The 4016-nt window shown below is 59.9% G+C and carries 4 protein-coding genes; all 4 read left to right on the top strand.

Annotated elements, in window-relative coordinates; all coding sequences use genetic code 11:
- Nucleotides 1–355: 355 nt before the first annotated feature.
- Entirely contained in the window at nucleotides 356–1351 is a 996-nt protein-coding gene (gene fliG, locus ACOSYY_RS07265) for a flagellar motor switch protein FliG (RefSeq protein WP_421661599.1), read from the top strand.
- A gap of 5 nt (nucleotides 1352–1356) precedes the next feature.
- Nucleotides 1357–2373 (top strand): response regulator, encoded by a 1017-nt coding sequence (locus tag ACOSYY_RS07260; RefSeq protein WP_421661600.1) that lies wholly within the window; start codon nucleotides 1357–1359, stop codon nucleotides 2371–2373.
- Nucleotides 2363–3670, top strand: a complete 1308-nt coding sequence (locus ACOSYY_RS07255) for a FliI/YscN family ATPase (RefSeq protein WP_421661598.1) — start codon at nucleotides 2363–2365, stop codon at nucleotides 3668–3670. The genes ACOSYY_RS07260 and ACOSYY_RS07255 overlap by 11 nt, the downstream gene beginning before the upstream one ends.
- Nucleotides 3671–3717: 47 nt before the next feature.
- The coding region (locus tag ACOSYY_RS07250; RefSeq protein WP_421661597.1) for a hypothetical protein at nucleotides 3718–4016 on the top strand (299 nt) is incomplete at its 3' end.

The raw sequence follows: 4016 nt of genomic DNA, 5'->3' as shown, positions 1-4016 counted from the left end.
GACGGCCGTGGTCGTGAAGCAGTGGCTGAAGAATCCAACATGAGGATGCTGCAAAACCTCGCCGGCATCGGTCTCGCGTCGCGCAAGACCTCAACGTACAGAGGCGGGGCAGAGCAGTTCCGGCTGCTCGGGGTGGGCGGGTGAGATAGGATACGCCTCGGCAATGACACTGCCGGCTCACCATCTCGCCGGCGCGCACATGCGTGGCGCTCCTTATTCGTCGCGCCGTGCGCCTCGCTGGACGAGCTTTTTCAACATCCTCCGCGGGCTACGCGGATTCCGTTCACTGTGGCGAAACTGATTTGTGATCTTCGTAGATGTGCGGTATTGCAAGAGCCTCACATAACGCGCAGCAATGATGAAGAATCTGACGGGCGAACAGAAAGCAGCCATTCTTCTTCGTGCGATCGGTGAGGAGGCGGCCGCCCAGGTCATGAAGCAACTCGACCCCAAGGAAATTAAAAAATTGGGAAGCTTTATGGACGGCACCGCGCAGATTTCGCGCGACGAGGAAGATGCGGTCATCTCGGACTTTCGCGTCGCGAGCGCCACGGGACATGTCCAGTTCCATGGAAAAGAGTTCATCAGGACCGTGCTGAATAAGGCGCTGGGCCCGGAAAAGGCGGCGCGGATCATCGAATCGATGGCCAGAAAAACCTATCCGGGCTTGGAAGCCCTGAAGTGGGTCGATGTGAAAACCCTCATCCAAATGCTGAAAATCGAGCATGCCCAAACGGTGGCGGTGGTGCTCGCGCACCTTGAGAGTGATCAGGCCGGGCAAGTGCTTGCGGGGTTGCCGGAATCGATGCGCGCGGACGTGGCTCTGCGATTGGCCACCATGGAGGAAGTGCAGCCGGATGTGTTGGAAGAGCTCAGCCAAAGTATGCAGGAGGCATTGCTGACGAGCAAAGGAATGGGATCGCAGAGCATCGGGGGGCCTGAAGTCATCGCCGACATTCTGACACGAATGGACAAGACCAACGAAGGCGGCATTATGGTCAAGATCGCGGAGAGGAGTCAGCCGCTGGCCGATGCCATCCGGGCGCTCATGTTTGTCTTCGATGACCTGACGAAGGTGGACGATCGCGGCATGCAGGAATTGATGAAGGAGATCAGCAAGGAGGATCTTCCGTTGGCCCTTCGCGGCGCCAATCCGGAGGTGAAGGAGAAATTTTTCAAAAACATGTCGAGCCGTGCCGCGGACATGTTGAAGGAAGATATGGAGGCCAAAGGGCCTGTCAAGGTGTCCGATGTCGAGAAAGCTCAGCAGAATATCTTGAAAGTCTGCCGAAAGCTCGAGGAAGAAGGCCGTATCGTCATCATCGGCGCGGGAGAGGAGATGCTGCAGTGACGGCGATGACCATCCCGGGGGTGACCGCTCGCGAACGAGGAGTTCCCCGGCTCCAGGGCAGCATCTTGGTGGTTGATGATGACGAGGGCGTTCGAAATCTATTCCTTGAATTGCTCAAGCCGGAGCGAACGCCCATTCGGGTTTCGAGTTCGGGTCAGGAGGCGATTTCGATCGTGAAGCAGACGGCTCCCGCGTTGCTGATCGTCGATGTCGTATTGCCGGATCGAGATGGGATTGCGGTACTCGAAGAAGCACAGCGGATCGACCATCGGATTATCGGAGTGGCGATGACCGGAGCCGCGACGGTGGAACTCGCCGTCCGGGCGATGAAGGCAGGCGCCATCGATTTTTTGATGAAGCCTTTTCAGAATGAGGTCGTGCGCGCGACCGTGCGTCGTTCCCTGGAACTCTATCGGCTGCGCGCCGAAAATACGGTGTTGAAGCATGCCGCTGTACGGTCCGGCGCGGTACGGCTGCAGAGCGCGCCGTTTCAGACATTCGGGGATGACGGCACGCTCCGAGGAAGTGATGACCAGACGGAATATGAGCGTGGCGTGGAGGATGGCCGGCGACATTCCGAAGCGCAGCGGCAGCAAGATCGCGCGGTGCTGGCCGAGGCCGCCAGGAAGTTTGATGCCGCTCAATGCGCGCTTCGGCAGACGGTCGACGACGAAATCATCGCGCTTGCGCTTCAGATCGCCTCCAAGATACTTCACGAGTCGGCGGAGTCCCGCCGCGAACAGATCGTGATGCAGGTCAAGGCGGCGCTAGGCGCCGTTCAAGACGCGGACGGCGTGGTGATACAAGTGCATCCGGCGGACGCGGCCGTCCTTGAAGAGGCGCAGGCGGAGCTGGCGGCGCGGCAGAATGTCGCGCTGAAATTGACCATCGAGCCGGTGGCGTCTCTCCAACGAGGAAGCTGTCTGCTGCACACCGCGACACGATTGGTTGATGCCTCTCTCGACACTCAGTTACTGCGCTTGGGCGATGTCCTGCGGAACAGGCCTCGTCATGAGTCTTAGTCGCCTGATCGAGCGTGCCGATCCCATCGAAGTGGCCGGAAGAGTGGCTCAAGCGGTCGGGATCGTCGTGGAAGGGTACGGGCCGATGACGACCGTGGGAGAGCTGTGCCGAATTACGAGGGCGGTAGCCGGAGGGCCGATTGCCGCCGAGGTTGTGGGGTTTCGAGGGGACCGTGTCCTCCTCATGCCGCTGGGCGACATGCAGGGGATTGGGCCGGGAAGTCGAATTACCATGACCGGCCGGATAGCCGATCTCGCCGTGGGACCGGGCTTGTTGGGAAGGGTTCTTGACGGCTGCGGGAATCCGATGGACGGCAAAGGTCCGCTGACGGCCATGGAGCGGTATCCGCTGTATGCGGGGGCGCCGAACCCGTTACAACGAGCCCGTCTACGCGCTCCGCTCGATCTCGGTGTTCGCGCGATCAATGGATTCTTGACATGCGGGCGCGGCCAGAAGATGGGCATCTTTTCCGGTTCCGGGGTCGGGAAGAGCGTGTTGTTGGGAATGATCAGCCGCTATACGAAAGCGGATGTCAATGTCATCGCCCTGATCGGAGAGCGAGGCCGTGAAGTCAACGAATTCCTGGAACGCGATCTGGGCGCGGAGGCGCTCGGGCGTTCGGTCGTGGTGGTGGCGACCTCCGACCAAGCTCCGCTCATACGGCTGCGCGCGGCGTTGGTGGCGACCACCATCGCCGAATACTTCCGTGATGCGGGGAACCAGGTCTTGTTGTTGATGGATTCGCTGACGCGATTGGCCTATAGCCAAAGAGAAGTGGGCTTGGCGATCGGGGAGCCTCCGACGACCAAAGGCTATACGCCCTCTGTGTTTACCCTCTTGCCGAAACTACTGGAACGTGTCGGGACCGGACCGGGCCCGGGAACGATTACCGGACTGTATACGGTGCTCGTCGATGGTGATGATCTCTCCGATCCGATCGCCGATACCGTCCGTTCGATCTTGGACGGCCATATCGTCTTGTCGCGCGCATTGGCCGCACGCAATCATTTCCCCGCGATCGATCTCCTCCAGAGTACCAGCCGCGTCATGCGGGATATCACCGGACGTGCACACTACGAGGCATCCAGGAAGGTTCTCGAATTGGTGGCCCGGTATCGCCAATCCGAGGACCTTGTTGTGCTGGGGGCATATAAGCAGGGGATGAACACCGCTCTCGACCGTGCCGTTCAAGCGCAGGAGGCGATCAATGCCTATTTGCAACAGGACATTGACCAGCCGGCCGGCTTCTCCTCGTCGGTGCAGCAACTCGAGCGGCTGGCCCAACAGGCAGCATGAGCCTCGAGTCGTTGCGGAAATTGCGAGCCCAGACTGTAGAGAACTTGATGATGGAATTGGCAAAAATAACCCGTGCCTTGGCCCGGAGCGAGGAGCGGTATCGCGACATCGAAACGCAGATTCAGAAGGATGTCGCTGTCTATGACCTGCAATCAGCGCAAGGGTTGACGATAGAAGCATGGTGGGAATGGCAGGGGAGCATGGATTCGCAACAGGCAGCGCTGCGCCAGGCGCGCCGCGAGATCGATCAAGCCGTCGAGGCATGGCAGCATACCAAGGCGCTTCTCGTGGAAGCCAGCCAAGAGCGCAAGCTTCTTGATCATATCGCCGACAAGCGCCGCGAAAC

Source organism: Nitrospira sp. BLG_2 (assembly GCF_049222245.1).
Note: the sequence above shows the minus strand (reverse complement) of the source record. Positions and strands in the feature narration are given on the sequence as shown.